Source organism: Halorubrum vacuolatum (genome assembly GCF_900188065.1).
Lineage (GTDB): Archaea > Halobacteriota > Halobacteria > Halobacteriales > Haloferacaceae > Halorubrum > Halorubrum vacuolatum.
The window spans coordinates 1-25,599 of the sequence record NZ_FZNQ01000004.1 but is presented as its reverse complement, the minus strand read 5'-3'; the positions used below and the strand labels follow the sequence as shown (position 1 = coordinate 25,599).

The 25,599-nt window shown below is 66.5% G+C and carries 25 protein-coding genes and 1 pseudogene; 14 read left to right on the top strand and 12 right to left on the bottom strand.

What is annotated here, in order from left to right:
- Nucleotides 1–14 precede the first annotated feature (14 nt).
- Nucleotides 15–1,022 (bottom strand): polyprenyl diphosphate synthase, encoded by a 1,008-nt coding sequence (uppS, locus tag CHB65_RS05595; RefSeq protein WP_089384081.1) that lies wholly within the window; start codon nucleotides 1,020–1,022, stop codon nucleotides 15–17.
- A gap of 138 nt (nucleotides 1,023–1,160) precedes the next feature.
- On the opposite strand from uppS, the gene CHB65_RS05590 reads away from it, so the two are divergent.
- Both CHB65_RS05590 and lwrS read left to right on the top strand, forming a co-directional pair.
- Nucleotides 1,161–1,436 (top strand): 4a-hydroxytetrahydrobiopterin dehydratase, encoded by a 276-nt coding sequence (locus CHB65_RS05590; protein ID WP_089384080.1) that lies wholly within the window; start codon nucleotides 1,161–1,163, stop codon nucleotides 1,434–1,436.
- 62 nt (nucleotides 1,437–1,498) lie between these two features.
- Complete coding sequence (gene lwrS / locus CHB65_RS05585; protein WP_089384079.1) at nucleotides 1,499–1,873, top strand: LWR-salt protein; 375 nt, start codon at nucleotides 1,499–1,501, stop codon at nucleotides 1,871–1,873.
- A gap of 20 nt (nucleotides 1,874–1,893) precedes the next feature.
- On the opposite strand, the gene CHB65_RS05580 is transcribed toward lwrS, so the two are convergent.
- From CHB65_RS05580 to CHB65_RS16760, 3 genes and pseudogenes are all read right to left on the bottom strand, one after another.
- Nucleotides 1,894–3,492: a phospholipase D-like domain-containing protein gene (locus tag CHB65_RS05580; RefSeq protein WP_089384270.1), complete on the bottom strand. Its 1,599-nt coding sequence runs from the start codon at nucleotides 3,490–3,492 to the stop codon at nucleotides 1,894–1,896.
- Between the two features lie 197 nt (nucleotides 3,493–3,689).
- The gene (locus CHB65_RS05575; RefSeq protein WP_089384078.1) at nucleotides 3,690–5,252 is read right to left on the bottom strand and encodes a HEAT repeat domain-containing protein; all 1,563 of its coding nucleotides are present in this window, start codon (nucleotides 5,250–5,252) and stop codon (nucleotides 3,690–3,692) included.
- A 215-nt stretch (nucleotides 5,253–5,467) separates the two neighbouring features.
- Nucleotides 5,468–5,598: pseudogene (locus tag CHB65_RS16760) on the bottom strand (CehA/McbA family metallohydrolase); the annotation flags it as partial.
- A 194-nt stretch (nucleotides 5,599–5,792) separates the two neighbouring features.
- On the opposite strand from CHB65_RS16760, the gene CHB65_RS05570 reads away from it, so the two are divergent.
- The 5 genes from CHB65_RS05570 to CHB65_RS05550 all read left to right on the top strand — a co-directional run bounded on the left by CHB65_RS05570 (nucleotide 5,793) and on the right by CHB65_RS05550 (nucleotide 9,299).
- A complete protein-coding gene (locus CHB65_RS05570; RefSeq protein ID WP_089384077.1) occupies nucleotides 5,793–6,311 on the top strand; it encodes a nucleoside deaminase in 519 nt (172 codons plus the stop codon).
- Nucleotides 6,312–6,422: 111 nt separating this feature from the next.
- Complete coding sequence (locus CHB65_RS05565; RefSeq protein WP_089384076.1) at nucleotides 6,423–6,779, top strand: 4a-hydroxytetrahydrobiopterin dehydratase; 357 nt, start codon at nucleotides 6,423–6,425, stop codon at nucleotides 6,777–6,779.
- Between the two features lie 124 nt (nucleotides 6,780–6,903).
- Nucleotides 6,904–7,392 (top strand): hypothetical protein, encoded by a 489-nt coding sequence (locus tag CHB65_RS05560; protein ID WP_089384075.1) that lies wholly within the window; start codon nucleotides 6,904–6,906, stop codon nucleotides 7,390–7,392.
- Between the two features lie 364 nt (nucleotides 7,393–7,756).
- Nucleotides 7,757–8,683, top strand: a complete 927-nt coding sequence (locus tag CHB65_RS05555) for a replication factor A (protein ID WP_089384074.1) — start codon at nucleotides 7,757–7,759, stop codon at nucleotides 8,681–8,683.
- A gap of 1 nt (nucleotide 8,684) precedes the next feature.
- The gene (locus tag CHB65_RS05550) at nucleotides 8,685–9,299 is read left to right on the top strand and encodes an RPA family protein (protein ID WP_089384073.1); all 615 of its coding nucleotides are present in this window, start codon (nucleotides 8,685–8,687) and stop codon (nucleotides 9,297–9,299) included.
- Nucleotides 9,300–9,361: 62 nt separating this feature from the next.
- On the opposite strand, the gene hutH is transcribed toward CHB65_RS05550, so the two are convergent.
- From hutH to hutU, 4 genes are read right to left on the bottom strand one after another with little or no spacing between them, the layout of a single operon-like run.
- Nucleotides 9,362–10,969, bottom strand: a complete 1,608-nt coding sequence (hutH, locus tag CHB65_RS05545) for a histidine ammonia-lyase (protein WP_089384072.1) — start codon at nucleotides 10,967–10,969, stop codon at nucleotides 9,362–9,364.
- The gene (gene hutI / locus CHB65_RS05540; protein ID WP_089384071.1) at nucleotides 10,966–12,327 is read right to left on the bottom strand and encodes an imidazolonepropionase; all 1,362 of its coding nucleotides are present in this window, start codon (nucleotides 12,325–12,327) and stop codon (nucleotides 10,966–10,968) included. The genes hutH and hutI overlap by 4 nt, the downstream gene beginning before the upstream one ends.
- The gene (gene hutG, locus CHB65_RS05535) at nucleotides 12,324–13,367 is read right to left on the bottom strand and encodes a formimidoylglutamase (RefSeq protein ID WP_089384070.1); all 1,044 of its coding nucleotides are present in this window, start codon (nucleotides 13,365–13,367) and stop codon (nucleotides 12,324–12,326) included. The genes hutI and hutG overlap by 4 nt, the downstream gene beginning before the upstream one ends.
- Nucleotides 13,360–15,153: a urocanate hydratase gene (hutU, locus tag CHB65_RS05530; protein ID WP_089384069.1), complete on the bottom strand. Its 1,794-nt coding sequence runs from the start codon at nucleotides 15,151–15,153 to the stop codon at nucleotides 13,360–13,362. The genes hutG and hutU overlap by 8 nt, the downstream gene beginning before the upstream one ends.
- Nucleotides 15,154–15,236: 83 nt before the next feature.
- Here hutU and CHB65_RS05525 point away from each other — a divergent pair, with 83 nt between their 5' ends.
- The 5 genes from CHB65_RS05525 (at nucleotide 15,237) to CHB65_RS05505 (ending at nucleotide 19,340) form a co-directional block, all read left to right on the top strand.
- Complete coding sequence (locus CHB65_RS05525) at nucleotides 15,237–15,881, top strand: helix-turn-helix domain-containing protein (protein WP_089384068.1); 645 nt, start codon at nucleotides 15,237–15,239, stop codon at nucleotides 15,879–15,881.
- 280 nt (nucleotides 15,882–16,161) lie between these two features.
- On the top strand, nucleotides 16,162–16,431 hold the full coding sequence (locus CHB65_RS05520) for an AbrB/MazE/SpoVT family DNA-binding domain-containing protein (protein WP_089384067.1): 270 nt from the start codon (nucleotides 16,162–16,164) through the stop codon (nucleotides 16,429–16,431).
- A 15-nt stretch (nucleotides 16,432–16,446) separates the two neighbouring features.
- Nucleotides 16,447–16,797, top strand: a complete 351-nt coding sequence (locus tag CHB65_RS05515; protein WP_089384066.1) for a type II toxin-antitoxin system PemK/MazF family toxin — start codon at nucleotides 16,447–16,449, stop codon at nucleotides 16,795–16,797.
- 392 nt (nucleotides 16,798–17,189) lie between these two features.
- A complete protein-coding gene (locus tag CHB65_RS05510) occupies nucleotides 17,190–17,594 on the top strand; it encodes a CopG family transcriptional regulator (RefSeq protein WP_089384065.1) in 405 nt (134 codons plus the stop codon).
- A 444-nt stretch (nucleotides 17,595–18,038) separates the two neighbouring features.
- Nucleotides 18,039–19,340: an RNA-guided endonuclease InsQ/TnpB family protein gene (locus CHB65_RS05505; RefSeq protein WP_089384064.1), complete on the top strand. Its 1,302-nt coding sequence runs from the start codon at nucleotides 18,039–18,041 to the stop codon at nucleotides 19,338–19,340.
- Nucleotides 19,341–19,407: 67 nt separating this feature from the next.
- Here CHB65_RS05505 and CHB65_RS05500 read toward each other — a convergent pair whose 3' ends face one another.
- Both CHB65_RS05500 and CHB65_RS05495 read right to left on the bottom strand, forming a co-directional pair.
- Nucleotides 19,408–20,502: a DUF7547 family protein gene (locus CHB65_RS05500; protein WP_245809907.1), complete on the bottom strand. Its 1,095-nt coding sequence runs from the start codon at nucleotides 20,500–20,502 to the stop codon at nucleotides 19,408–19,410.
- A gap of 77 nt (nucleotides 20,503–20,579) precedes the next feature.
- On the bottom strand, nucleotides 20,580–21,665 hold the full coding sequence (locus tag CHB65_RS05495; protein WP_089384063.1) for an NADH:flavin oxidoreductase/NADH oxidase: 1,086 nt from the start codon (nucleotides 21,663–21,665) through the stop codon (nucleotides 20,580–20,582).
- 118 nt (nucleotides 21,666–21,783) lie between these two features.
- Here CHB65_RS05495 and CHB65_RS05490 point away from each other — a divergent pair, with 118 nt between their 5' ends.
- On the top strand, nucleotides 21,784–21,966 hold the full coding sequence (locus tag CHB65_RS05490) for a hypothetical protein (protein WP_089384062.1): 183 nt from the start codon (nucleotides 21,784–21,786) through the stop codon (nucleotides 21,964–21,966).
- A 102-nt stretch (nucleotides 21,967–22,068) separates the two neighbouring features.
- Nucleotides 22,069–23,229 (top strand): pyridoxal phosphate-dependent aminotransferase, encoded by a 1,161-nt coding sequence (locus tag CHB65_RS05485; RefSeq protein ID WP_089384061.1) that lies wholly within the window; start codon nucleotides 22,069–22,071, stop codon nucleotides 23,227–23,229.
- Between the two features lie 30 nt (nucleotides 23,230–23,259).
- Here the strand turns inward: CHB65_RS05485 and ddh are convergent, their stop codons facing one another.
- Nucleotides 23,260–24,204, bottom strand: coding sequence for a D-2-hydroxyacid dehydrogenase (gene ddh, locus CHB65_RS05480; protein ID WP_089384060.1), 945 nt, complete (start codon nucleotides 24,202–24,204; stop codon nucleotides 23,260–23,262).
- 94 nt (nucleotides 24,205–24,298) lie between these two features.
- A complete protein-coding gene (locus CHB65_RS05475) occupies nucleotides 24,299–25,441 on the bottom strand; it encodes a thiolase family protein (RefSeq protein WP_089384059.1) in 1,143 nt (380 codons plus the stop codon).
- Between the last annotated feature and the right edge of the window lie 158 nt (nucleotides 25,442–25,599).

Sequence of the window (25,599 nt, the reverse complement as noted above, 5' to 3'; positions counted from 1 at the left end):
ACGTGCCGGATCGGTTATCCGAGCGGTTCGGCCCCGTCCTCTCCGCGGACGGTGACGCTTCCCCCATCAAGCTCGCCGCCGGTCCCGTCCGGCCCACCTCCATCCAGGCCACGTCCGTCCGGCACCGCGGCCGCGATCGCCTCGCGATCGCCCCGAGGGAGTCGATCGCGAAGCCGCGCCGCGACCGTCCGGGCCTCCTCCAGTTCGACCGCTGCTGCCGCCCGGATGAGCGCCACCGCCCGCTCCCGACGGGCAGATCGCCACGACTCCTCGCGAGCTTGGTACGTCCGGATGGCGCGCATAAAATCGGCCTCCGAGAACGCCGGCCAGTACGGGGCACAGAAGTAGACCGCCGCCTCGTTCCCGTTGGCATGCCACGGGAGGAAGTTCGAGGTTCGCTCGTCGCCGCCCGTTCGAATGATGAGGTCGACATCGCGCACCGGCCGATCGTGGAGATGCTCCTCAACGGTTTCGACGTTGACGTCCGCGGGTTCCAGCGTCCCCTCCTCGACGTCACGGGCGATCGCACGGGCCGCGGTGAGCAGCTCGTTTCGGCCGCCGTAGCCCAACGCGATGTTCAGCCGAAACGTGTCGTAGCCGGCCGTCCGGCGCTCGGCGTCGGCGATCGCCTCCTGTACCGACGCCGGGAACCGGCTGCGATCCCCGATGGCACGGATGGAAACCCCGCGTTCATGGACGCGATCCGCGGACGCAAACTCGCGGATCTTCGTTTCGAGCAGCTCGAAAAGCGGCTCCAACTCCCCGGCCGGCCGGGCGAAATTCTCCGTGGAGAACGCATACAGCGTCAGTTCCTCGACCCCGAGGTCGGCACACCAGTCGAGGACCGCTTCGGTGGTGTCCGCGCCCGCGCGGTGGCCGTCCGGCGCGGGGCGACCCCGCTCGCGGGCATACCGTCGATTTCCATCCTGGATCACGGCGACGTGTGTCGGGATCCGGTCGAGGTTCCCCCGAAGGTGTCGGAGATAGACACGATCGAGGGTCTCACGGAGCCGCGTCAACATGTTCTGAGTCAAGCGCACCCGCGAGTATGTACCTTTCCGTGTCGTTCGTGGCGCAGGATCCCGATCGCTCTTCACGCCGGCGTCGTCGCGTGCGCGTGACGGGGAAACGGTTAACGCCCGCCCGACGGAGTATCGTGCATGACGAACGTGCTCTCCGATGCGGAGATCGACCGGAACCTGCCGACCGGTTGGCGCCACGACGGCGACGAGCTCGTCCGCTCCTATGAGTTCGACGAGTACCTCGATGGCGTCGTCTTCGCGAACGCGGTCGCGGAGGTCGCCGAGGAACAGCACCATCACCCGACGATCGAGATCGCCTTCCGCACGGTGACCGTCCGCACCACCACGCACGAGGCGAACGGGGTCACGAAGCGGGACCTTCGGCTCGCCGCCATCTGTAACGAGGAGTACTGATGGACCCCGACGACCGGTCGACGGCCGTCGAACCCCGACCAATGAGCGACGAACGTTGATCGATGGACGCCGAATACCGCTTCCGTGTCACCGTCCGCCTGCGCCCACGGGACGCCCGCGTGGACCCCGATCGGTTCGACACGACGATGTCGATCCCCGCCGTAGCGCCCCCGGAGCCGGGCTGGCTCCTCTTCCGTGATCGGCTTTGGCGCGGGAAGGTCGGGGATCCGCCGACCTTCCGCCGGTTCGTACGCGACCGCCTCGGCCTCGGCCCCGGCGTCGACGTGGTCTCCGCCGAGTTCGCGGAGCTTCGAACCGACGAGGCGTACCTCACCGCGCTTCGATCGGCGATCGCCGACGACCTCGGACGATTCAATACTGATTCGGTCGATGCAGTCCTCAACAACTATCTCGGCTCGTCGATTCACGTCCGATGACGTCGACGCCCGGACGTCACTCACGTGAACTCGACCTCCCGGCGGGCGACGCCGCCGGCGATGATGAGGGCGGCGACCGCGCCACCGAGGAAGCCGATCGGTAACTGGACACCACCGCCCCGCCAGTCGGCCGCGAAGACACGCGCGTAGAAGTCCGCGACCTCCGGATCGTCGATGGCGAGCAACACCTCCCGGTTCTCCGTCCGTGCCACCTCGTTGTAGTTGAGGCTGCCGACGACGACGGTTTCGTCCACGACGACTCCCTTGGCGTGAACCGTGTCGAATCGCCCTCGCGGGTCCGCGATGGCGACCTCGATCGGCTCCTCCGCGAGTTCGTCGGCGAGTTCTCTGTTCTCGCGTTCATCGTACCACGCGCCCGAGAGGAGCAGGTGCGTCTCCACGCCCCGTTCCGCCGCTCGGCGGAGCGCGGCCACGATCCGCTCGTCGGCACCACCGGTTCGCGGGACGATCGCCAGCGCTCGGTCCTCGGCGGCGTCGATCCGCGCGACCAGTTCATCGTCCGCATTACCGGGTGCCGTAAGGAGTGTCACGTCCGCGGCCGAGGGGTTCGGCGGATCGAAGCGTGTGGGATACGTGCCGTTCGCCACCCCCGACTCGTGAAACGTCGTGTTCGCACGAAACGCCTCCCACGGCTGTGCGTCGTGTGCCGCCGCGTCGTGAGCGAACAACGCGGCCAGTTCGTCCGCGACCCGCGGCTCGGTCACGGTCACCCCCCAACCACGGTTTGAGCGGCCGTCGGTCCCCGATTCCTCCCAGTTTTCGGTGAGCACGATCGCCTCGTCGTCGGCGACCGCGTACTTCGCGTGATGAAACCGGAATCGATCGGGCTCGCCGTCGAGCACCCGAACCTCGACGCCGGCCGCATCGAGGCGATCCGCGGCCGTCGCTCCCCGTTCGGAGAACCCGCCGACCGGCGTCCCCTCGATCAGTACGCGTACCGTCACGCCGCGGTCTGCGGCCTCGATGAGTGCCTCCACGACACGCTCGGAAGAGAGGGTGTACCCCGCAACGAGCACGCGTTCGGACGCCGTCTCGATGGGTCGTATCGACCGTTCGGGGCTGTCCGGCAACACGAACGGCGTCAGTTCGGCGTCGGAGAACGCGACCGGGTCCCGCGGCTCGTAGCCGTCCGGTCGCCACTCCGCCCAGTCGACCCGCCAGCGATACCCTTCCCTGATGCGCCCGTACTCGACGACGTCGACCGGCTCCCCGTCTTCTTTAAGTACGATCCGGTCGCCGTCGGCCGCGAGCGGGAAGTGATCCGAAAGCGGCCGGATCGGCACCTCCTCGTCGACATGGTCGCTCGCCTTCGAGGGATGCATGCTCAACGCGACCGTCCCGTTCGCCTCCTCGGGAACCGTCGCACGGTGATACCCATCGGAGAGCGACCAGTTACCCGGCCCCGGCAGCCGAACGATCAGGTACTCGCCACGGTTTCGCTCCGTCACCGGGTTGGGATAGAGTTCGACGATGGCCGGGGACGCGTTCGCGGGCCGTGATGCGTCGTCCGCCTCGATGAGTGCTTCGACGCTCCCTGTCGATCCGCCCGCCGTGATCCTCTCGATTCCCGACGGCGTGGCTACTCCGGAGCCATCCATCGACTGTACGGGTACGGTTATCGCACTCGCCGATCCCACGGGTATCGCTGTGACCCCCGTGAGAACGATAAGCGTGAGGATAACCGTTCGTGTCCAGCCGGCGGCTCGTGAGCGCACGGGGGCTCTGGCGCCGTCATCCGACTTAAGCTGACGGACGCATCACGGTCTGATAAAAAGGACCAGGGTTCTGTTGCCGTTCAGGCGGATCGTGCCTCGGCCTCGAGCGTCTCGGTGGCCTTTTCCGCCTCCGTCTGGACGAGGTACACCCGCTCGTCGGCGTACTCGGCGGCGGCCTCCAGAGCCGCTTCGGTCCCGATCTGTCTGAGCGCCCAGGCGGCGGCCGCGCGGACGTCATCGGAGCCGTCCGACGCGAGCGTCTCAGCGAGGGGTTCGACCGCACGCGTGTCCCCGATCAGTCCGAGCGCGCGTGCCGCGTAGGGACGCACGTGATCGTTTTCCATCTCGAGTTTGTTCGCGAGCGGCTGGACCGCCTCCGTCGCGCCGATTTCGCCGAGGGCTTTGAACGTCGCCTTCTGCAAACCGGGGTTGGAGTCCTCATCGATGTACTCGATGAGCGTCTCCGTCGCCTCCTCGGCGGCCATCTTTCCGAGGATTCGGATGGCGAACTGATCGCGCTTGCCGGCCCGGCCGAGCAGCACCTCCAGCGACTCCTCGGTTTTGGCCCGCTTGCCCATCCGTTCGAGCGCCTCCAGGGAGTGTCGCTCCATGAAGTCAGACTGCAGCGAATCGAGCGCGAGGAGCACCATGTCGACGTTGCCGCGCTTCTCGTGCTCCTTCAGCGCCGACCACTCGACGGGATAGTCCTTGTAGTGGCCGAGGACGTCATAAAAGCCCTGCGCGTACAGCTGCTCGTGCGTCTCGAGGTCGTCCCACTCCTCGGCGTCCTCGAGTCCCGTCTCCAACGCGTCCGTCGCCTCCAGTAGGGCAGCGATGGCTTCCGCGTCCTCGTCGGGGTCGAGTCCGGCGTCCTCGATCCCGACAGCGACAGCCGATAACGCGGCCGTGAGGTCCTCGATGCTCGCCGATCCGGCCTCATCGTCCGGGGATTCGTCCTCGTCGACTTCCACGTCGCTGTCGGCTGCGTCCTCATCGCGTTCCGCCGTCCCTTCGTCGCCGTCGGATACCTCGTCGCCGTCGGATACCTCGTCGTCCGTTGCTTGCTCGTCGTCCGTTGCCTGCTCGTCCGCGTCAACCGCGTCGCCGAGGTCCTCGAGATCGCCGACATCGAGGGCATCGTCGTCGATCGCATCGGCCGCCTCGCCGACGAACGTCTCGATCGCCCCGTGGACGTCCTCGTGTCCCGCGGCGGTCCATTCGGTCCCCGAGACGGTCTCGCTCGCGGCTTCGATCGCCTCGATGACGTCCGTGGCATATGGTCCCCGCGTCTCTTCTAACGCGTCGCGAAGCGCCTCGACCCGGGCTTCGAGATCGCCACGGGGGTCGTCAGCGTCATCGTCGTCCTCGTCCGGTTCGGGCAGGTCGGCCCCATCGAGTACGTCGGCGGCGTCGTCCAACAACGCCTCGACGTCATCACAGTCGGCCTCCGTCTCCGCCGCCTCGAGGACGGCCTCGATCTCGTCGAGATACTCGGTGATGGATTCCTCGGTCGCTTCGTCCGGACGAGCCGGCAGCGACTCCTCGACGGCCTCCTCGGCCGCCTGCTCCTCCGCGTCGTCGGCCTCCTCCGGGGCGCCGGCCTCATCGGGGGCATCGGCCGGGTCGTCCTCGCCGTTGCTCATAATAGGAGATTCTGCGTGCGTAGTCCATTAAGGCGTTTCCCTTCGCGCGCGGTAGGATCCAATAAGGTATCGACCGATCGTCGCGCGTGGCGACTCATCGCACCCATGGGACGATCCGTGCGGCCCGGCAGGCGCTCCGAAGCGCCCCGACCTTAGTGGCAGAGATGGCCGACCTTAGTGGTCGAGGTGGCCGACAGAAGGTAGCCAACTTCGCCGTGGTCGGTAATGACGACCGCATCAACCCGATGTCGGCCGCGTGTTCGAGGATCAGTTCGATCGGCTCATGACCGTCGTAGCTGTCCGCGAAGTGGACGTGCGGGTCGATGCGAATGGTGACGCTGGACACGCCTCCACCTACGCCGTCCGGGAGATATAAGATCCTCATGGGTGGACCACCGAAAGCCCCCGGCCCGGACGTTTTTGTCCGCCGGGCTCGAGCATTCGCTTGAGAACCCGTGTCAGATACCCGCTTTGATCGCCGTTGGATCGACTGGACCGACGGATCACGTGTAACCGACGACGCAGATCGGAGGCCTCCCTATGTCCGATCGTGACGACGGTCCTGATCGTAACGACGGTCCCGGCGGTGAGCGTCCGGATCGGGCACACATCGACCGGGCCATCGAACTCGCTCGCGAGTCGGTCGACGCGGGAAACACCCCGTTCGGCGCGCTCCTCGTCGTCGATGGCGAGGTCGTCCGGGAGGCAAAAAACACCACGCGAACCGACGGGGACGTGACCGCCCATCCGGAGTTGAAACTCGCCCGGTGGGCCGCTCGCGAACTTGATAGGGACGAACGGGCCGCCTGCACGATGTACGCGAGCACGGAGCCCTGCCCGATGTGTGCAACGGCGATCGCGTATGCGGGGCTCGGCCGGGTCGTCTTCGGGGTCGCCGGCGAGACGCTCGACGCGGTGAGCGGCGGCGTCGTGACGATCCCCTGTACGGAGGTGATCCGTCGCAGCCCCGCGGGGACAACGGTCGAGGGACCCGTCGCGACGGACGCGGCGATGGCGGTCCATCGGACGTTCTACGGGAGGGATCCCGAGCGGGACTAGTCGTCGGCGTCCGTTCTGGCGACGTTGAGGTGACCTCCAATACGACGGCGGGGTCGCTCCCACTCCCTCGCAAACGCGGAAGCTAAGGGGTTCGTGGACGAACAGGTGAACATGTCCGGAACACTCGCGGACGAACCGTGTGAGGCGTGTACCTCTGAGGACGAACCGCTGACCGAGGACGAGTACGCCGAGTACCTCGCCGAACTCGATGACGACGTGTGGGACGTGATCGACGGCCATCACCTGGAGGCGGCCTACTCCTTCGAGGACTTCAGGGACGCGTTGGAGTTCACGTATGAGATCGGCGAGCTGGCCGAGGAGGAGTGGCACCACCCCGACATCCACCTCGCGTGGGGTGAGGTCGGCGTCGAGATGTGGACACACAAGATCGACGGCCTTCATAAAGCGGACTTCGTGATGGCGGCGCGGATGGACCGGATCCACGAGGAGTACGCACCCGAGGAGTAGATCGCGTCCGGAAAACGGAAGCCGAAGCGGTCTCCGATCCCGACGCCCGTTTTGACTGGGTCGGTGGCCTCCGCCGACGGCGCAACGGACGCTTTTAAACCTCTGCCCGTGAAATCCACGTCGCATGAGTCAGAACGTCTTCCTGATCCCCGTGAACCCGGAGAACTTCGATCGAACCGTGCGGTCGCCGGTCGACCTCACGGACTATCCCAACCGGCCGGAGCCGCTCGCGAACGCCGAGGAGGCGCGGCTGTGGGCGGTCGCCGACGACAGCGGGAACGGGTCGACGTTCGAGCGGATGGCCGCGGGGGATCTTCTGCTGTTCTATCACGACGAGCGATACGTCGCGAGCGGGCGCGTCGGCACCACTTTCGAGGACGAGGATCGCTGGGCAAGCGGGACCTTCTGGACGGCGTTCCCCGCCACCCGTATTTATACGATCGAGTCGTTCGAGCCGATCAGCGTCCCCAAGCGTGGGGTCAATCGTATCTTCGACTATTCGGCCACCTACACGCCCGGATTCATGCGGGTCGCCGATTCCCGCGTGAACCGTTCGCTCGATGCGATCGAGGCCGCGCTCGCGGCGTACACCGCGCGCAACGCGTCGGAGTGATGCTGTTTTATAAGCGTCGTCGCTGACGGGACGGGATCACGGTCCATCGACAGTCCCCAGCCTCGCTCTCTGCAACCTCAGCCCTCCCCAGCCTCGTCCCGACGGGCCGCCGGACTGCTCGGCGGCCCGTCGGAACTCCCTCGCGCTCGGCTCGCGCCTTATAAAGGCGCTCGCCGGACCGCGCCGACCGCGGTGGAAGTGGCGGATCGCGGCGATCGTCCATGGCCGATCGACTGACCCCCGCTACCGTCCCGTGATCACCCGCGTGCAGACCACTTCCACCGCGCTCACATACCTTTTAATACCATACCGAACCAATCAGCGTATGCCTCCCATTGAAACACGACCGGAGGCAGAGACACCCATGAGCGAACTGCGACAGGAAGCGGAAGCGATAGCGGAACAGTTCTCGGACCATCTGAACGTCGACGCCGACGAGGTCGAAGGGCGACTCGAAAACCTCGTCAACGAATACCGCGTCCCACTCGACGAGGCGCGCCGGAGCGTCACGAACAGCTACCTCGACGACGCCGGCATGGATCGCGACGAGATCGGCCGCGGCGGGAGCGAACAGGTGCTCGTCAACGACATCGATCGGGACGAGCAGTGGGTCGACCTCCGCGTGAAGCTGGTCGACCTCTGGGAGCCGCGCAGCGATTCCATCTCACAGGTCGGGTTGCTCGGCGACGAGTCGGGGACGATCAAGTTCGTCGCCTTCGAGACCTCCGAACTCCCGAAACTGGAGGAAGGGGCGTCCTATCGGCTCTCGAACGTCGTCACCGATGAATACGAGGGCCGATACTCGGTCAAACTCAACCGGACCACCACGATCACCGAGATCGACGAGGCGATCGAGGTCGGCGACAACGCCGAAACCGTCGAGGGCGCGCTCGTCGACATCCAGTCCGGCTCCGGGCTTATCAAACGCTGTCCCGAGGAGGACTGCACCCGCGTCCTCCAGAACGGCCGGTGCTCCGAACACGGTCAGGTCGAAGGCGAGTTCGACCTCCGGATCAAAGGCGTCCTCGATGACGGCCGCACCGTCACGGAGGTCATCTTCGACCGCGAGGCGACCGAGGAGCTCACCGGGATGACGCTCGCGGAGGCGAAGGAGATGGCGATGGACGCGCTCGATACGACCGTCGTCGCCGAGGAGATGGCCGGGGATATCCTCGGCCGCTACTACCGGGTGACCGGCCCCACCTTCGGGCGCTACGTGCTCGTCGACGAGCAGGAGGAACCCGGTCCGGTCGACGTTGAGAGCGCGCTGATCAAAGCGAGGTCGATCTAACATGAGCCAGAGTACCCCCACCCGAGAGGTCGCCCGGCGCGTCTTCGCGACCGAGTTCAACGACGCCGGCTACACGTTCAAGGAGTCCGACGACGAGCGCGCACCCGTCTACGCGCTGTTGCCGACGGGCGCGTCCGCGAACCGCGTCTTCTTCGTCGGGACGCTGACGGAGAAGGACGACGTCGGCGACGACGCCGAGTACTGGCGTGCCCGGATCGTGGACCCCACGGGGACGTTCTTCGTCTACGCCGGCCAGTACCAGCCCGAGGCCGCCTCGACGATCCGCGATCTGGAGGCCCCCGCCTACGTCGCGGTCGTCGGGAAGCCACGGACCTATGAGACCGACGACGGGACGATCCGCGTCTCCGTCCGACCCGAATCGATCACGGAGGTCGACGCGGCCGTCCGCGACCGCTGGGTCGTCGAGACGGCAGAACGGACCCTCGAACGCGTCGCCGCCTTCGAGGACGAGGCCAACGAGTACGCCCGAATGGCCCGGGAGCAGTACGAGTCCGATCCCACGACGTACAAGGCCTCGGCGCTTGCGGCGCTTGAGGACCTCGACGAGAGCGACGAACTCGCCGGCGAGACGGCGGGCTCGCCGGCGGGCGTCTGATCGGCAGCAGGCGGCTGATCGGCAGCAGGCGGCTGCCCGGGGGCCGACCGCTGCCCACCCCGTCACCGATCGGGTCGGCCGAGATCCTCGACGCTGTCGGCTATCGCTTCGTCGAGCAGTCCCGCCGCGATCAGGGTTTCCACGTCGCTGATCGACCCGTCGAGCCGCCGGTCACCTTCGAGCGCGGGGACCACCCCGCGGAGGACGCGGTGGACGGCCGCCGTTCCCTTGCCGAGCGCGAGGTCGTCATCGAGATACTCGGCCGCCTCCGCCGCACAGAGCAGTTCGATCCCGACGACCTGCCGTGCGCGCTGGAGCACCCGTCGGGCGTTGAACGCGGCGGTCGCGCTCATGCTCACGTGGTCCTCCTGGCCGCCGGAAACGGGCGTGTTGTCCGTCGCCGCCCGGCCGACGCTTCGACACTCGGCGACGAGCGACGCGGCGGTGTACTGGGCGATCATCAACCCGGACTCGACGCCGGAGGCCCCCGCGAGAAACGGCGGCAGGTGTGGCTCCTGCAGGTTCGGGTTGAGTATCCGGTCGGTTCGACGCTCGGCGACCGCAGCGAGATCAGTCAGGGCGGCGATCACGTAATCGAGCCGGTGGGCGAGCGGAGCGCCGTGGAAGTTGCCACCGGAGACGACTGCGGCGTCCTCGGTTCCTGAGGCCTGATCGCCGAGGGCGTCTCGGGGGAAGACCAGCGGGTTGTCGGTCGCGGCGTTGAGTTCGACGGTGACCGCCTCGCGGAGGTGTGCGACGGCGTCCCGAACCGCGCCGTGTACCTGCGGCAGACAGCGGATCGAGTAGGCGTCCTGAACACGGTCACAGTTCCGGTGTGACTCGACGACCTCGCTGTCGGCGGCGAGACGCCGAACGGTTCGGGCGCTCGCCGCCTGTCCGGCGTGCGGCCGTGCTTGGTGGATCGGCTCCGCACAGGCGGCAGTCGTTCCCATCGTCACCTCGGTCGTGAGCGCGCCGGCCGCGTCGGCGGCCCGACAGAGCTGCTCCGCGTCGGCGACGAGGAGTGCCGCGACGCCGAGCGTGAGCTGCGTGCCGTTGATCATCGCGAGCCCCTCCTTCGCGCGGAGGTCGACCGGTTCGAGTCCGGCCGTCGCGAGCGCGTCGGCGCCGACGAGTGCGGTCGTTTCCTCCCCGTCGTCGACGGCCGACTCGCCGTCGACGGTCGCCTCGCCCTCGCCGATGAGCACGAGTGCGAGGTGTGCAAGCGGCGCGAGGTCACCGGAGGCGCCGAGGCTCCCACGAGAGGGGACGACGGGATGGATTCGTTCGTTCAGCATGGCGACCAGCAGATCGATCACGACCGGACGGATGCCCGAATATCCCTTACAGAGGGCGTTGATCCGGGTCACCATCATCGCGCGGACCGCCTCCCGCGGCACCGTTGGACCGGCGCCGGCGGCGTGGCTGCGGAGGAGGTTCGTCTGGAGATCGACGAGGCGGTCCCGCTCGATCCGCTCGTCGACGAGTTCACCGAACCCCGTGTTGACGCCGTAGACCGGGTCGCCGGCCTCGACGACCGAGTCGACCCGTTGACGGGATTCGATGACACGCTCGCGGGCCGCGTCAGCGACGCGAACCGGTTCGTCCTCGCGGGCGACGGCGACGACATCCTCGATCGTTAGGGTCTCCCCGTCGAGCACCATCGTCATCGTTTCACCCCCGAGTGTCTGCGGTAGACCGGCTCGCCGCCAACGACCGCCCGAGCGACCGTCGACTCGCCGAACCGATACGGGACGTGTGCATGCGTCGGCGCGTCGAGCACGAGGAGGTCACCGGGAGCCCCCTCACGGAGGGTCCCCGTTTCGGGTGGAACCGGATCGGAGCCGTTCGAGGATGACACCGTCCGATCGTCGATCCGTTCTGCCCCCAGCGCGAGCCCGCCGCCGTACGTGCAGGCTCTGACTGTCTCGGCAGGTGAGAGTCCCATCTCGACCGATGCGAGCGTCGCCGCGAAGCCCATTCCGGGTGCATAGCAGTTCGGGTTGAGATCGGTGGCGACGGCGACCTCGCAGCCGGCCGCGAGAAACCGTCTGGGGTCGGCGTAGTCGGTGCCGAGCGCGAACGCGGTGCCGGGCAACAGCGTCGGTGTGACACCCGCTCCCGCGAGCGCCTCGGCATCGGTATCGGTGGCCTGCAGGAGGTGATCCGCGCTTGTCGCTCCCAGCTCTGCTGCCAGTTCAGCCCCGCCGATCCGTTCGAACTCCTCGGCGTGGATCTTTGGGACGAGTCCCTGCTCGCGGCCGGCCTCCAGCACCCGTCGGGACTCCTCGACGGAGAAGACACCGGCCTCACAGAAGACGTCACAGAAGGTTGCCGTCCCGTCCGCGGCGATCGTCGGAAGCTGCTCGTCAACCACGTGATCGACATACGCCTCGGTCGAGTCGATCTCCTCCGGAACGGCATGTGCGCCCATGAACGTCGGGACGATCCGGGCCGGATGTCGATCGTTTGCCCGTGCGATAACGTCGAGCAATCGACGCTCCGTCTCGGTGTCGAGCCCGTACCCCGATTTTACCTCGACGGTCGTCGCACCCGCGGCGAGCGCGACGTCCAGTCGATCGAGCAGGTCGGCGAGCAACGTGGCGTCGCTGGCTTCGCGGGTCGCGCGCACGGTTCGGAGGATTCCGCCACCCTCGGCCATGATCTCCTGATAGCTGCGTCCACGGAGCTTCGCGGCGAACTCGTCGGAGCGGTCACCGGCGAAGACCGCGTGCGTGTGCGAGTCGACGAAGCCCGGGATCACAGCCGAACCGGTCGCGTCGATCGCCGCGTGGGCGTTCTCGGGCGGATATTCACGGACGACCTCGTCGGTCGGACCGACCGCGACGACCCGCCCATCGTCGATGACGACCGCGCCGTTCTCGATCCGAGCGAGGACCGCATCGGGATCTTTGGGTGGCCCGTTCGCGCCCGGGTGATCACCGTCTGTCGTTCCCGGTGCGGGACCGACAACCAGCTCGGCGGCATCGTGGACGACGAGATCGGGCCCGGAAACGTCTCGGCTCATCGGCCGACGCCCCCGCTCTCTGTGTCCGCCGATCCAGTTACCGCGTGGAGCACCCGCGCGACGGCACGAGCGACGGTATCCACGGTTCGTCCACCCGAATCGAGTGGGGGCGCACACTCGACGATCTCGAATCCACGGAGGCGGGGGTCCGCGACGAGACTGTCGATGAGCGCGAACAGCTCCCGGCTCGTGAGCCCGCCGGGGGTTGGGGCGCTGACGCCCGGCGCAGCGGTCGCATCGAGAACGTCGCAGTCGACGCTGACGTACAGGTGATCGACGTCCGCGATCGCCGTCCGAATTCTGTCACGTGCGGCTGCAGGGCGGTGACCGAGCTCATCTGCGGTCACGACGGTTCCGTCGTGGTCGTCGACGAACTCGGCGTACTTGGCTGCGGTCTCGAAGTCGCGTGCGCCGGCGACAACGTAGACGTCAAGCCCCGCCTCCAGCAGCTCCCGATACGGTGTGCCACTCGTGTATTTCTCCTGAACCTCCCGAACGTCGAGATGGGCGTCGAGGTTGCAGACCCCGACCGTCTCGTCCGCGTCCGTCTCCGAAAGGAGCGGCATGACGTTCGGGACGGTAAGAGAGTTGTCGCCGCCGAGAACGATCGGTACGGCTTCGGAGCGGTGGAGTCGGCCGGTGACGGACTCGACAGCCGACCGAATCGCGTCTCGCTCGTCGTCGGAGTTGACGGTCCCGTGGTCGACAGCGACGTTTCCGAGGTCGCCGATCGCCGCGGTCGCGTCAGTCGCATCGGTTGAGGATCCGAATCGATGGCGTTTGAGACCCGCGAGCGATTCCCGGATCGCATCCGGGCCGTCGGCAGCACCCCGCCGTCCGATCACCGCGGCGTCGAACGGCTCGCCGAGCAGAACGACATCGTGGCCCGCGAGCGTCGAGTCGTCAGCCCGCTCGGGCGAAATACCGACGACGACGTCACCGAACGTTTCGTCGTTTGGATCCGTCGCGGGCGACTCCCAGTCCGAGCCGCCGGTAACGAGGTTCGCTATCGGGTGATCCGTCGGCTCGATTTCAGTCATCGTTCGTTCCGTTTCTCACGTCGACTGCATCAGCGTTACCGGTGACTCCCCCGGCGTGTTCGGCCATCGGCACGTGTGCTCCGGAGCGTTCGGCCTCCTCGATCGCCTCCTCGTAGCCCGCGTCTGCGTGGCGGATCACGCCCATCCCCGGATCCGTGGTGAAGACGGCGCGGGCCTTCTCGGCGGCCAACTCGCTCCCGTCGAGGACGACCTGGTTGTTCGTGTGCAGCGAGTTGCCGATGCCGACGCCGCCGCCGTCGTGGACGGCAACGATGTCGGCGCCGGCGGCGGTGTTGATCAGTGCGTTGAGGATCGGCCAGTCGGCCACGGCGTCGGTGCCGTCGCGCATCGCTTCCGTCTCGCGGTTCGGGCTGGCGACCGAGCCGGCGTCGAGGTGATCACGAGTGACGACGATCGGCGCCGCGATCTCCCCGTCGGCGACGAGTTCGTTGATCCGAAGCGCGAAACGAGCACGCTCGGTGAGCCCATCGTCGTCGGTCTCGTATCCGAGCCAGCAGACCCGCGAGGGGAGTCCCTGGAATTGGACCTGCTCGTCGGCGAGTTCGATCCAGCGGCGGAGGTGCTCCTTCTCGGGGAACAGCTCGAGGATCGCCTCGTCGGTTCGTCGGATATCGGCCGGGTCGCCGGAGAGCGCGGCCCACCGGAACGGCCCCTTGCCGCGGCAGAACTGCGGCCGGATGTAGGCGGGGACGAACCCGGGGAAGGCGAAGGCGTTCTCGACGCCCCGTGCCGTTTCGACCTGCCCGCGGATGTTGTTGCCGTACTCGAAGGCGATGCTGCCTCGGGCTTGCATGTCGAGGATCGCCTCGACGTGTCGCTGCATGGTGTCGAGGCTCGCCTCGCGGTAGGCGTCCGGGTCGCGCTCGCGCAACTCGTCCGCCTCCTCGACGGTGTGTCCGGATGGATAGTACCCTTCAAGGGCATCATGGGCGCTCGTCTGGTCGGTGACGATATCGGGAATGAACCCCCGTTCCAACATCCCTTCCAGCATATCGGCGGCGTTGACGTGAACGCCGACGCTGTACGGCTCACCGGCCTCGGCGGCCGCCTTCGCGCGTTCGATCGCCTCGTCGACGTCGGCCGCTTTCTCCTGACAATAGCCGGTTTCGATCCGCCGGTCGATCCGCGATTCGTCGACCTCGGCGGCGATACAGACCCCCTTATTCATCGTCACCGCAAGCGGCTGGGCACCGCCCATCCCGCCGAGCCCGCCGGTAACCACGACCCGTCCCGTGAGATCGGTCTCCCCGTACTCCTCGCGTGCGAGCGCGCCGAGCGTCTCGTAGGTCCCTTGGATGATCCCCTGCGTGCCGATGTAGGCCCACGACCCCGCGGTCATCTGGCCGTACATGATCTTCCCTTCGGCCTCCAGTTCGTGGAAGTGTTCCCAGTTGTCCCACGCGCCGACGAGGTTTGAGTTGGCGATGAGCACGCGCGGGGCACGTTCGTGGGTCCGGAACCGTCCCACCGGCTTGCCGGACTGCACGAGCAGCGTCTCCTCGTCGCCGAGTTCGCGCAACTCCGCGAGGATCGCGTCGTAGGCGTCCCACGACCGGGCCGCACGACCGGTCCCGCCGTAGACGACGAGGTCCTCCGGTCGCTCCGCGACGTCGGGGTCGAGGTTGTTGTTCAACATCCGCAGCGCGGCCTCCTGACGCCATCCCTGACACTCGATGTCGGTCCCGGTCGGGGAACCCTGGTAGTCGCGCCACTGCTCGCTCGGTTCGCCGATCCGATCGGTCGCTCGCTGTCGGCTCTTGGCCATACCGGTCATAGGTGTGCCCGGAGTGAGAGCACATGTGTGCCATATGGCGTATCATTTAAATACTCCGCATCGGATAGCGGCCCATGTACGAAGCGATGCTTCGCGTCGGCGATGCGTCACAGCTTATTCCGACGGCCGGTCGCGACGTGCGGGTCGACCTCTGGTGTAACGATCACAGCGACTTGGTGCAGGCGATCGGCGAGGATTCGGCGGCCGTCCTCGCCGACGTGGCCGAGTCAGTCGGGATCGCGGACAGCCTCGTCGACGGCGACGAGCGCGTCGCGGTGACCGAAGGCTGTCTCGCCGCCCGCCGGGATGACAACATCGAAGCGTACGTCGGGCGACACGGCTGTCTCCTGCTTCCCCCGCTCCGGTACGTCGGCGGCGAGCGCGTCTGCCGCGTGCTCTCGTTGAGCGGCGATGCGCTCTCGGCGGTCTATCGGGATCTCCTCGCGGACGACCATTCGGTGACCGTCGATTCGAAACGCCGGATCGACGCCGTCGCGACCGGCGGCCCGACGCTCGATCCCGCGGGGATCGTCCCGGACCTCACCGTCCGCCAGCGCGAGGCACTGCTCGCCGCGGTCGAGGGCGGCTACTACCGGATCCCACGAGAGATCACGACCGCGGAAATCGGCGCGGCGCTCGGCGTCGAGCGGCGAACCGCCGAGGACCATCTCCGTCGAGCCGAGCGGAAGGTGATCGAAACGATCGCCGAATACGTTTAAAAAGCCAGTAACAGCTGATCCGGCCGCTTGCGGTCGGCGCGCGCCTCCGAGCGCCCACCGGGTGCGAGGAGCGCGTGCGAGGGAGTTCGGGCGGGCCGCCGGACCGCTCGGCGGCCCGCCCGAACGAGGCTGGGGAGGGCTGAGGCGGAGGAGAGCGTGGCTGGGGAGGGCTGAGGCGGAGGAGAGTGTGGCTGGGGAGGGCTGGGTGTGAGGATCAGCCTGCGAGTTGAACGACCATGCCACCGACATCTATATGAGTATGAAAAAAGTATGAATTCATATGCCCGAATACAAACGGAAAATCGGAGATCGGGGACAGGTGACGATTCCGAAGGAGCTGCGGGACCGTCGTGGCATCGAAGGTGGTGATGAAATTGAATTCGTCGAAGTGAATGACGAGATCATACTCAAACCGCCGACAGATGAGGAACGGCTTGCTGAAGGATATCGAAAGAGAGCCGAGCGGTCTCGTGAGTTGGCTGATGAAATGGAAGAAGCATCCTCAGAAGCAACCGGGCATCTCGGTGACGCGCCCGGCTGGAGCGAATAAATTCTGGAGTCACGTGTGCAGGTACGCCGTGGCGACATTGTCATCGTTGAATTGAATCCCACGAAGGGGAGTGAGCAGCAAGGAAAGAGCCGACCGTGTGTTGTCATCCAGAACGATGTCGGGAACCAGTACTCACCGACAACCATCATCGCGCCACTCACAAAGCAGTACACGTCTGGAGACACGTACCCGTTTGAGGTGGAAATACTGGCTTCGGATACTGCCCTCGATCACGATTCAGTGGCAGATCTAAGCCAAATCCGGGTTGTCGATATCAATGAACGTGTAAAAAAGAACATTGGATCTGTCCCGTCATCAGATATGGTACAAATCGACTCGGCAATCAAAGATAGCCTCGGCATTTGAGCGAAACGTTCCGTCAATGGATGTCTGTATTGAACGACCACAGCACCGCTCGAGTGACATCCTCCCCGTCGTAAACGACAGGGCTTCCCGTACCGCAGGTGGGATATGTGCTGGTCTACGACACTACTTGCTCTCTCGGACGAACCATCCCGCTTTCGCGGTCGAACAGGTATGTCGATGGCTGTGCCATCGTTCGTCCGCGTGCTGTACGTCCTGGCCGTCCCGCGTCCACGTTTCCGGCTCGAACATGGAACAGAGATGTGTGTCCACCTCACACAGTTTCACCTGCGCCACACGGTGGTGTGTTTATATATACTCCGGGAAAATCGTCGATGAACGGTTGCCACCGTCTGACAAACACTTAAGTAGTCCGCGTAACAAACGGATCGGTGATGGGCAACAAGAACAAGACGATCTCGTTCCGCGTCAACGAGGACGCCTTCGAGACCCTTCGTAACATCGCCGAAGAGCGGGACATCTCGCTTTCGGCCGTCTTCCGCGACTACGTCGACACCCTCGTTGCCCACGACGGTCAGGTCCGGGTCATCCCCGAGTCGGAGCTGGAGAGCATGGGCGAGGGCGGCGCCTCGTTCCCGCCGAAGATCGAGGTCCCGAAGAGCTTCGTCCGTGAACACGAACGCCTCGAACTCGAAGCCGACCACCTGCGCGAACAGCTCGAGGAGCACAAACGGTACGTCAACTACCTCCGTGAGCAGTTGGAGGACGAAAACGACGACGTGATCCAGCTCGAGGACCTCGACGGCGAACCGGACGAACCCTCCTTCCGGCTCGGCTGATCGGCCGGCCACGACCGTCATCCGCCAACGACGCGGTGTTCACCACCGGTCGCTGATACGACTGTAATCGCCCGTCAGCGACGGGTTACCGGCGCTCCTTTTATGAGCTGAAAGTAGGCGCTAAGCCCCCTTCCTCAGCGAGCGCCGAGGGCGCGAGCAGGGAGGGGATACAGCGTCCTCAGAATCAAAGATTCTGATGTGCGAACGAATCGCGGAGCGATTCGTCCACGCCGCACGGTTTCCATACACGATTCAGTGGCAGGCCCACAGGCCCACACAGTCGCAATATTTTTGTGCGTAGAGTATATATTATGCATACGATGAAACGGACCACAATCACGCTCCGAGAAGACCAACACGAGTGGGTTCAGGAACACCACCTCAATCTCTCGTCGTTCATCCGAGAGCGACTTGACGAGTACATCGAGAAACACGAGTAGCGTCATGTACTACGCCTACAAGTACCGTCTCAAGCCGTCCGGCGTCCACCGCGAGGAGTTGGACCGCCACCGAGACATTTGTAGGCAACTCTACAACCACACGCTCTACCGTCTCAACGAGTACCAAGACGAACACGGCGATCTACCGTCCATGACCACCCTCCGGTCGGAGCTACCCGATCTCAAGAAGTGGTGGGACGGCCTCTCGGACGTGTACTCGAAAGTCCTCCAAACGGTCGTGGAACGCCTGTTCGACAACCTCAAAGGACTCTCCAAACTCAAGGAGAACGGCTACGGCGTCGGTCAACTCAAGTGGAAGCCGCCACGGGAGTTCCGCAGTTTCACCTACAGCCAGTCTGGCTTCAAGCTCGACAAGAAGGGCGGTCAGACTGTGTTGTCACTCTCGAAGCTCGCGGATATACCGATTCGGCTCCACCGCGCTATCCCCGACAGCGCCAAACTCAAGCAGGTAACGCTCAAGAAGGAACCGACGGGCGAGTGGTTCGCCACGTTCGGGGTCGAACTGGACCGAGAACCGCCCGAACCGCCTGAGAACCCCGAGAACTGCGTCGGTATCGACGTGGGGATTCTCAAGTACGCCCACGACACCGATGGCACGGCGGTCGGGTCGCTCGACCTCTCAGACGAACGCGACCGCTTGGAGCGCGAGCAACGGAAGCTCTCGCGGAAGCAACACGGGTCGAACAACTACGAGAATCAACGGCGGCGGGTCGCGGAGTGTCACGCCGACCTCCGCCGGAAGCGCCGCGACTTCTTGCACAAACTCTCGGCGTACTACGCTCGGGAATATGACCTCGTAGCGGTCGAAGACCTGTACGTGAAGAGGATGATGGAAAGCCCGTCGAACAGCCGCAATACGGCGTCTGCCGCGTGGCGAACGTTCCTCTCGTTGCTCGAATACAAGTGCGAGCGGGAGGGGACGCACTTCGTCGCAGTCAACCCGAGAGGGACGACCAAGGAGTGCGCGTCGTGCGGCGTTTCGAGCGACAAGCCGTTGTGGGTCCGTGAACACTCCTGTCCCGCCTGCGGGTTTGAGGCGGACAGGGACGCGAATGCGGCGTGGAACATCCTTTCTCGCGGCCTCGAAGACGTAGGAGTGGGACACTCCGAATCAACGTCCCCAGAAATCTCTGATTTCTGGTGTGCGAACGAATCGCTGCGCGATTCGTTAACGCCTGTGGAGACTGCGCTCCCTGCGGATACACCTGTATCTGCAAAGCGCGTCGTGGAAGCAGGAAGCCCTATCTGCTCACGGCGGCGAAGCCGCCGTTCGCATGGTCCGTGAGACCGGAGGTCTCACGCTACCCTCAAGGAAGAACGGCGAAAGCCGTGAGCGAGTAGGGTAGGGTAGTTCACCGGGTATCGGTGGATGACGGGGTCTCGTCGTCATCAGTGGTCGCATCACTGTGTTCTGCGGAACCGTTTGGAGCGTGATCGACCCCGTTTACGTTGTCCTTGCTGTCGTCCTTCTCAGCACTGTCGTTATCGTCCTTCTCAGCACTATCGCTGTCGTCTCCGCCGACACTGTCGCCGTCGTCTCCGCCGGCACTGTCGCCGTCGTCCTCGCTGGCACCATCGCCCTCGGTATCGCCGTCATCCGTGCCGTCAGCATCGCCGGCCTCGTGCTCATCGTCCCGCCCGAGCTGTCGTTTGATCGACTCCAACTCGGACTCCACGTCGACTTCGGGCGTCGGATCGGGTTTGGGCTCCGGGTCGGCGGTCGTCTCGGCATCCCCGCCATCGTCGGGATCGGACTCGTCGGCGCGGTCGCGTTCCTCGTCGGGGTCCAGCACGTCGATCCTGACGACGTCGTCCTCGCCTCCGCGTCGGTCGCCGCGGTCGGGACGGTCGGAACGATCGAAGCGACGGTCCCGCCCGTTCCGCCCATCACGTCCGTCCCGGCCGTCGCGCGCACGGTCGGCCGTCCGACGACCCTCCTCGATCCGGGCTTCGATCTCGGCGGTCAGATCGCGTGCGTCCTCGATGATCGACCGCGAAGCGGCGTCCTCGGGGAGATCCGCCTCCGAAAGCGCGGTCCGAAGCTCCGAGAGCGACCGGGCGAGGCCGGCGCTCGCGCCGTCACGAACGTCGGCGAGACGGTCGACGGCGTCGCCGGAGCGGTCGTCGAGGTCGAGGCCGCGACCCGGGTCCGCGAGCCGGAGGGTCCCACGCAACAGCTCCAGCGACTTGATCGTCGTCTCCAGAAGGGCGATGAGCGTCGGAATGGTGTACTGCTCGGTGAACCGCAGCAGCTCCGAAAATCGGGGTGGACGGGGCGGCAAGGGCGGATCCCGTCGGTCCGTCGAGCGGGGACGCGTCCGGCGGTTGCGTGTGGGACGGTCACGGGCGTCCCGTTTGAGGTCGCGGCGAAGCTCGGCGAGCACGTCCTCCAACTCGTCGAGCCGCTCCTCGAGGTCGTCGTCTCGCGGGCGGTCACGGGAACTCATACACGGTCCTTCGCGTCGAACGGATAAAAAGGCCGGCCGGTCCGATCGAGCGGGCCGGCCGTTTGGGCCCGGGTCGCTCAGTCGAATCGACCGCGACGATACTGCACCGGCCACTCGACGTCCTCGCCGAGTTCATGTGCCGCCTCAAGCGGCCAGTGAGGATGTCTGAGCAGCTCCCGGCCGAGCGCGACGAGGTCGGCCCGCTCGTTGCGCACGAGCGCGTCGGCGTGGGTCGGCTCCGTGATCCCGCCGACTGCGGCGACGGGAACCTCGCCCTCGGTCCGGATCGCTTCGGCATGGCGAACCTGATACCCTGGGCCGGTGTCCGGAAGCTGCTGGTCGGGGTGTATCCCGGCGCTGGAGACGTCGATCAGGTCCGCGCCCGCCTCGACAAGCAGCGGCGCGAGCCGGACGGAGTCATCGAGGTCCCACGAGTCGCGGTCGGGGAGCCAATCGGTCGCGGAGATCCGGACGAACACCGGCTTCCCGTCGGGCCAGACGGAGCGGACCGCCCCGACGACCTCCCGAAGCAGCCGGGTTCGTCCCTCGAAATCGCCGCCGTAGCCGTCCTCACGGTCGTTCGTGACCGGCGAGAGGAACTGGTGGAGGAGGTAGCCGTGGGCGGCGTGGACCTCGGCGACCTCGAAGCCGGCCTCGAGCGCGCGCTCCGCGGCCGCGGTGAACTCCCCGATCACGCCCTCGATCCCCGCCGTATCGAGGCGTTCGACGGCGACCTCACGTTCCTCGGGGTACGGCTCGTCGGTCGCGGAGACGGTCACCCAGCCGTCCTCGTGGTCGGCGGGGATGCCGTCACCACCCTCCGCGGGCGGACGATGGGAGGCCTTTCGGCCGGCATGGGCGAGCTGAATGCCCGGGATCGACCCCTGTGAACGGATGAACGCCGTGATCGGCGCGAGGGCATCCGCGTGGGCGTCGGACCAGATCCCGAGACAGTTCGGCGTGATCCGCCCCTCGGGGCTCACGGCGGTCGCCTCCGTCATTACGAGCCCGGCACCGCCGGCGGCGCGCGAGCCGAGGTGAACCCGATGCCAGTCGTTCGCGAGGCCATCGGTCGCGGAGTACTGGCACATCGGCGAGAGCATGACTCGGTTCGGGACCTCCGTTCCGCGCAGCGACAGCGGCGTGAAAAGCGACGGTGTCATCACCAACGGGGATGGCCGGGGACGCCTAATGGCCTCCGATGTCGGCGATCGGATCGGGATCGTCAGTAGTTTAGGCCGACCGAAACCTATATTCCCCCGCCGTGCCGAACGGATGACAATGAGTACCGGAGACGGGATCGGAACCGACGGCGAGCGGGACGCGGTCACGGAGCCGTCCGTCGACGACGATCGGCCGACCGTGACGGTGAGCCGGACGCGCCCGGAGCGCCTCGTGTTTTTGGAGGACGGGAACACCGACGCGTGGATCGCGACCGACCTCGTCGTCGACCCCGAGCGGTAAGCGACCGACCCGCACGAGGGGCCGTCCGCCACGGACGGACGTGCCCGATACGGCGATTTCCGATAGCAGATCGTTTTTGCTGCGGATCGACGTTTCCCCACCATGCCCACCCCAACCGACCGCGTCCGTCGCACGAAGCGGTCGAGCATTCGCGTGATGTTCGATCTGGCCGAGCGTCACGACGGCGACCTCGTCCGACTGGAGGTCGGCGAGCCGGATTTCGACACCCCTGACCACGTCATCGACGCCGCCATGCGGGCCGCTCGCGGGGGTGCGACCGGCTACACCTCGAACGCCGGACTGCCCGCGTGTCGCGACGCGATCCGCGAGCGGCTCGCCGCCGACTACGACGTCGCCTACGGCCGCGAGGAGATCGTCGTCACCGTCGGCGGGATGGAGGCGTTACACCTCGCGGTTCTCGCGAGCGTCTCGCCGGGCGAGGAGGTCGTCGCCCCCGGCCCAACGTGGCCGAACTACGCGACGCAAGCGAGCCTCGCGGATGGTCGCTTCCGGGAGGTCCCCATGCCCGCCGAAGCGGGCTTCGACCTCGACGCGGATCGGATGATCGAGGCGATGGGCGAGGAGACGGGGGCGGTCGTGTTGACGACGCCCTCGAACCCGACCGGCCGCGTCTTCGATCCCGACGCCTGCCGCGCCGTCGTCGAGGCCGCCGCCGACCACGACGCCTACGTGATCGCCGATGAGGTCTACCTCGCACTTACCTACGACCGCGAGCCGGAGGCGATCGCGGGCTACACCGATCGTCCGGAACACGTCCTCACGGTCGGCTCCTGTTCGAAGACCTACGCGATGACCGGCTGGCGGCTCGGCTGGCTCGCGGGCGACACCCATCTGATCGATGAGGTGGTGAAGGTCCGTGAGTCGACGACCGCCTGCGCCTCGAACATCGCACAGCACGCCGCCATCGCCGCGCTCACTGGGCCGCAGAAGCCCGCGGAGGAGATGTATCGGGCCTTCAAACGCCGCCGCGACCTCGTCGTCGATCGCGTCGAGTCGATCGACGGGCTCTCGTGTCCCCGTCCGGAGGGGGCCTTCTACGCCTTTCTCGATCCCGACATCGACGGCGACGCCCTCCCGCTCGCGAAACACCTCCTCACCGAACACGGCGTCGTCCTCGCGCCCGGCGACGGCTTCGGCGAGGCCGGCCGGGGGCGACTTCGGCTCTCGTTCGCGAACAGCTCGGCGCGGATCGAGGAGGGGTTCGACCGGGTCGAGGCCGGGTTGGCGACGTACGAGGGGTGACGGAGGGGAGCGGTACGAGGGCTGAGGAGCCTACACGACCCGGTTTGCGAGCTCCTCGCCCCGCTCACGCCGCCGGAGGCTCTCCCCGACGATGGCCGCGACCCGGGCGGCGTACTCGCGGTGGGCGGCCGCGACGTGCGGGGTGAGAATGACGTTTTGAAGGTCCCACAGCGGCGACGTCTCCGGAAGCGGCTCCGTCTCGAAGACGTCGAGGGCGGCCCCCGCGATGGTCCCGTTCGAGACCGCCTCGATGAGCGCCTCCTCGTCGACGACCGGCCCGCGGGCGACGTTGATCAGGTAGGCGTCCTCACGCATGGCATCGAGTTCGGCCGGGCCGATGAGCCCCTCGCTTTCGGGCGTCAGCGGTAGCGCGAGCGCGACGAACCGGGCCCCACCGATCGCCTCGGCCAACCGGTCGCGCCCATACACCTCGTCCACGTTCGCCACCGGGGTGGGCGTCCGCCGAACGCCGACGACGTCCATGCCGAGCCCCGCCGCCCGCGCGGCGATCCCGCGACCGAGCACGCCCAACCCGACGAGACAGAGCCGTTCGCCCGCGAGCGAGAACGGCGGTGCGGGTGGCGTGCGATCCCACCGACCGTCGACCTGTGCGTCCCGGTAGACGTGGAGTCCCCGCGCGAACGAGAGCATGTAGCCGGCGACCGTGTCGCCGACGGCGTCGCCGTGGATCCCCGTCGAACTCGTGAGCGCGACGCCGGCCGCCTCGAGGTCGGAGAAGGGAAACCGGTCGACACCGGTCTGGATCGAGTGGATCCATTCGAGGTCCGCATCGAGAAACGCCTCGTCGTACGCGAACGTCACGATCGCATCGAGGTCGTCGAGCGCTGTCGCGTCATCGTGTGCCACAATTCGCGTCTCGACGGCCGACTCTTCGGGGACATCGAGGACGTCGGGAAACGATTCCGGTGAAAACACCACCTCGACGGACTCGTGGACCCCCAGCGTGAACGTCATGGGAGGACATCCCACGGCGGGGTATCTAAAAACGCGTGATCCGGCGACCCGGTCCGTGAGTCGGCGTCGACGGGAGGCGACTCGGACGGCCACCTCACCGGATGAACTCGATCGCCGCACCCTGCCCGAAGCCGACACAGAGCGTCGCGAGCCCGCGGTCGGCGTCGCGTTTCGCCATCTCGTGAAGGAGGGTGACCGGGAGGCGCGCGCCGGAGGCGCCGAGCGGGTGCCCGATGGCGATCGCCCCGCCGTTGACGTTGAATCGGTCCTCGTCGATCCCGAGCTCGCGGCGGGAGTACTCACACTGGGACGCGAACGCCTCGTTCAGCTCGACGAGGTCGTAGTCGTCGATGGTGGTGCCGGCGCGGTCGAGCAGCCGCCGCGTTGCGGGAACGGGACCGATCCCCATCACCGTCGGGTCGACGCCCGCGACCGCGTTCGTGCCGACCTCGGCGAGCACGTCGAGGTCGTGGTCCGCGGCGAACGCCCGGCTCGTCACGAGCGTGATGGCAGCGCCGTCGGAGATCTGTGAGGCGTTGCCGGCGGTGACCGTGCCGTCGCCGGTGAAGACGGGCGACAGTCCCGCCAGCTTCTCGGCGGTCGTTCCCGGGCGGATCCCTTCGTCCTCGGTGACCGTCCCCGCCTCGGTCTCGACGGGAACGATCTCGTCGTCGAACCGACCCTCCTCCGTCGCGGCGGTCGCTCGCTGCTGGCTTCGGGCGGCGTAGGCGTCCTGTGCCTCCCGACTCACCCCGTACTCCTCGGCGACCTTCTCCGCGGTCATCCCCATCTGCAGCTGAAAGACGTTGTAGCGCTCGGAGAGCTCCGGGTGGAGATGCGCGTAGGAGTCGCCGTCCATCGGCACGCGGCTCATGTGTTCGACGCCGCCGGCGATCACGCACTCGCGGTTGCCCGCGGCGATCGCGTCGGCCGCCGAGATGATCGCCTGCATCGAGGAGGCACACCACCGGTTGATCGTCGTCGCCGGGACGCCCTCGCCGAGCTCCGAGAGCAGCGCGATCACGCGGGCGACGTTGTTGTCCTGTTCGTCACGCTGCTGGGCGACTCCCCACATGAGGTCATCGATGTCCGCACTTTCCAGCCCGGTTTCGGCGAGCAGGTGGTCGATCAGGCGCGTCGAGAGGTCCTCGCCGCGCACGTCGGCGAAGACGCCGCCGTCTTTCCCCTGTGGGGTTCGGTACGCGGCCGCGATCACGGGCGTGGTCTCATCGGTCATACCCGGATACAGCGCCGTCTCCGGCTTAAAAGGGCGTGGAACGGGAAGGAATACCGTCGAAGTTTATGGAAGTTGCAAGGCTAAAACCCCGCCCTTCAGGGCGGGGATACAGCCGACAACGCCTCCACTAACCACACTCGATGGCACTGCTGGATATT

What these genes read in the sequence shown, in the direction of transcription:
- CHB65_RS05485 (WP_089384061.1), top strand. Translation starts at nt 22,069, where the DNA reads ATGCCCACCCCAACCGACCGCGTCCGTCGCACGAAGCGGTCGAGCATT.
- CHB65_RS05575 (WP_089384078.1), bottom strand. Translation starts at nt 5,252, where the DNA reads ATGAGCAACGGCGAGGACGACCCGGCCGATGCCCCCGATGAGGCCGGC.
- CHB65_RS05525 (WP_089384068.1), top strand. Translation starts at nt 15,237, where the DNA reads ATGTACGAAGCGATGCTTCGCGTCGGCGATGCGTCACAGCTTATTCCG.
- CHB65_RS05495 (WP_089384063.1), bottom strand. Translation starts at nt 21,665, where the DNA reads ATGACACCGTCGCTTTTCACGCCGCTGTCGCTGCGCGGAACGGAGGTC.
- CHB65_RS05490 (WP_089384062.1), top strand. Translation starts at nt 21,784, where the DNA reads ATGAGTACCGGAGACGGGATCGGAACCGACGGCGAGCGGGACGCGGTC.
- CHB65_RS05500 (WP_245809907.1), bottom strand. Translation starts at nt 20,502, where the DNA reads ATGAGTTCCCGTGACCGCCCGCGAGACGACGACCTCGAGGAGCGGCTC.
- CHB65_RS05580 (WP_089384270.1), bottom strand. Translation starts at nt 3,492, where the DNA reads ATGGATGGCTCCGGAGTAGCCACGCCGTCGGGAATCGAGAGGATCACG.
- CHB65_RS05570 (WP_089384077.1), top strand. Translation starts at nt 5,793, where the DNA reads ATGTCCGATCGTGACGACGGTCCTGATCGTAACGACGGTCCCGGCGGT.
- CHB65_RS05555 (WP_089384074.1), top strand. Translation starts at nt 7,757, where the DNA reads ATGAGCGAACTGCGACAGGAAGCGGAAGCGATAGCGGAACAGTTCTCG.
- CHB65_RS05560 (WP_089384075.1), top strand. Translation starts at nt 6,904, where the DNA reads ATGAGTCAGAACGTCTTCCTGATCCCCGTGAACCCGGAGAACTTCGAT.
- hutG (WP_089384070.1), bottom strand. Translation starts at nt 13,367, where the DNA reads ATGACTGAAATCGAGCCGACGGATCACCCGATAGCGAACCTCGTTACC.
- ddh (WP_089384060.1), bottom strand. Translation starts at nt 24,204, where the DNA reads ATGACGTTCACGCTGGGGGTCCACGAGTCCGTCGAGGTGGTGTTTTCA.
- CHB65_RS05520 (WP_089384067.1), top strand. Translation starts at nt 16,162, where the DNA reads ATGCCCGAATACAAACGGAAAATCGGAGATCGGGGACAGGTGACGATT.
- uppS (WP_089384081.1), bottom strand. Translation starts at nt 1,022, where the DNA reads ATGTTGACGCGGCTCCGTGAGACCCTCGATCGTGTCTATCTCCGACAC.
- CHB65_RS05565 (WP_089384076.1), top strand. Translation starts at nt 6,423, where the DNA reads ATGTCCGGAACACTCGCGGACGAACCGTGTGAGGCGTGTACCTCTGAG.
- CHB65_RS05505 (WP_089384064.1), top strand. Translation starts at nt 18,039, where the DNA reads ATGTACTACGCCTACAAGTACCGTCTCAAGCCGTCCGGCGTCCACCGC.
- CHB65_RS05510 (WP_089384065.1), top strand. Translation starts at nt 17,190, where the DNA reads ATGGGCAACAAGAACAAGACGATCTCGTTCCGCGTCAACGAGGACGCC.
- CHB65_RS05475 (WP_089384059.1), bottom strand. Translation starts at nt 25,441, where the DNA reads ATGACCGATGAGACCACGCCCGTGATCGCGGCCGCGTACCGAACCCCA.
- hutU (WP_089384069.1), bottom strand. Translation starts at nt 15,153, where the DNA reads ATGGCCAAGAGCCGACAGCGAGCGACCGATCGGATCGGCGAACCGAGC.
- CHB65_RS05590 (WP_089384080.1), top strand. Translation starts at nt 1,161, where the DNA reads ATGACGAACGTGCTCTCCGATGCGGAGATCGACCGGAACCTGCCGACC.
- hutI (WP_089384071.1), bottom strand. Translation starts at nt 12,327, where the DNA reads ATGAGCCGAGACGTTTCCGGGCCCGATCTCGTCGTCCACGATGCCGCC.
- hutH (WP_089384072.1), bottom strand. Translation starts at nt 10,969, where the DNA reads ATGACGATGGTGCTCGACGGGGAGACCCTAACGATCGAGGATGTCGTC.
- lwrS (WP_089384079.1), top strand. Translation starts at nt 1,499, where the DNA reads ATGGACGCCGAATACCGCTTCCGTGTCACCGTCCGCCTGCGCCCACGG.
- CHB65_RS05550 (WP_089384073.1), top strand. Translation starts at nt 8,685, where the DNA reads ATGAGCCAGAGTACCCCCACCCGAGAGGTCGCCCGGCGCGTCTTCGCG.